The 1,685-nt window shown below is 45.0% G+C and carries 1 protein-coding gene and 1 tRNA gene; one reads left to right on the top strand and one right to left on the bottom strand.

The window, feature by feature from the left end; all coding sequences use genetic code 11:
- A partial coding sequence (locus tag MHO82_RS25675) for an extracellular solute-binding protein (RefSeq protein WP_239189460.1) occupies positions 1 to 1,105 on the top strand: 1,105 nt, incomplete at its 5' end.
- Positions 1,106 to 1,502: 397 nt separating this feature from the next.
- On the opposite strand, the gene MHO82_RS25670 is transcribed toward MHO82_RS25675, so the two are convergent.
- A tRNA-Asp gene (locus tag MHO82_RS25670) sits at positions 1,503 to 1,579 on the bottom strand.
- Positions 1,580 to 1,685: the final 106 nt, after the last annotated feature.

The raw sequence follows: 1,685 nt of genomic DNA, 5'->3' as shown, positions 1-1,685 counted from the left end.
ATGTCTTGTAGGAGGCTATATGCTGCTTCACCGTCTATTACTGGTCAGCCTCAGCATTCTATTTACACCACCTGCGATTTCTGAGCCAACACCTGTTGAACTGCGTTTCTTGGGTTGGGGATACCTGCCCCCTTTTGAAGAAAACTTTAAAAAAATAGCCGCTGAACATAACCTCGACGTTACCATCACCATGGTTAAGCCAGTAATAGAAGTGGCGGATGACGTATTTAACGCGTTAAGAGCAGACGCCGCCGACGTATTATTGCCCGGCTCGCATTTTTTTGGCGATTTTAATGCACGTCTTTTTAAACTGCTTCATCCCATAGATGTCAATCGCATTCCAAATTACCAATACCTACAACCAGCCCTCAGCCAAGCCAAATTTGATACCTACCAAGAAAAAAAATATTCCGTACCTCAAACCGCAGCAGTAATGCGGCTCATTTATAATGCCGATAAAGTTTCTACTGCCCCTACTTCCTTTTTAGTACTCAGTGATCCGGAGAACAAAGGCAAAGTTGCTACTTCTGCCATTGCTGAAAACAGCCTAATCCCTTTACTGTTAGGCCTTGGATATACTGCTTATGAAGCCCAAGACTATCACCACTTCCGACTTAGCGTCCCTCAGTTACAAACTCTCGCTACGCAACTTGTCAGTAATAAACAATACTACTGGCAACAAGTGAACGACGTTGAGAAAATGCAAGATATTAGCTATTCCACCAGCTGGGGCATTGAGGTGTCTGAAGCGCGTGCATCAGGCCAAAACTGGCAATTTTCGGAAGCGAAAGGGATTCAGGCTCTTGATACACTTGTGATTGCAAAAAAGCTCACTAATCAACCCGACAAACTCAAGGCAGCGTACCTTTTGATCAATTATTTAATCAGCGAAGAATATCAAACCGCATTTGTTCATGCTGCTCCATTTATCTATCCAAGTAATACCCAAGTGGCACAACATCTCACTGAAGAAGAGTTGGAACTATCTCGTGCCAATGATCCATACTACTTTAATGAAGCCAATATGCTGCGCTATCGGGATAAACGCACCAATAACACTTACCTGCGTATCTGGGATAAAGCAAAAAAAGAAAATAAAGAATAGATTTCAGATACAAAAAAGCCTCAGCATTTCTGCTAAGGCTTCATTGTGTGGCGAGTCGGCCGGGCAAGCACTCCTGCGGGGCTCGCCCCGATGTATTCATAACCAATAAAATATTAAATTCCAGATACAAAAAAGCCTCAGCATTTCTGCTAAGGCTTCGTTGTAGTGGCGGGTCGGCCGGGCTTGCGCTCAAGCGGGACTCGCTCCGGTGTATTCATAACCAATAAAATATTAAATTCTAGATACAAAAAAGCCTCAGCATTTCTACTAGACTTTGTTGTTGTGGCGGGTCGGCTGGGCAGGCACTCCTGCGGGACTCGCCCGGTGTACTCATAACCGATAAAATCTCAAATTCCAGATACAAAAAAGCCCAGCATTTCTGCTAGGCTTTGTTGTGTGGCGGAGCGGACGGGACTCGAACCCGCGACCCCCGGCGTGACAGGCCGGTATTCTAACCAACTGAACTACCGCTCCAATTCTGTCTCAATTTGAAATCAATCAAACTAAGTGAATGTGGCGGAGAGATAGGGATTTGAACCCTAGATACGCTACAAACGTATGCCGGTTTTCAAGACCGGTG

It is taken from the genome of Vibrio sp. Of7-15, from assembly GCF_022347565.1.
Taxonomy (GTDB): domain Bacteria; phylum Pseudomonadota; class Gammaproteobacteria; order Enterobacterales; family Vibrionaceae; genus NORP241.
The sequence above is the reverse complement of the archived record's forward strand: the minus strand, read 5'-3'. Positions and strand labels throughout refer to the sequence as shown.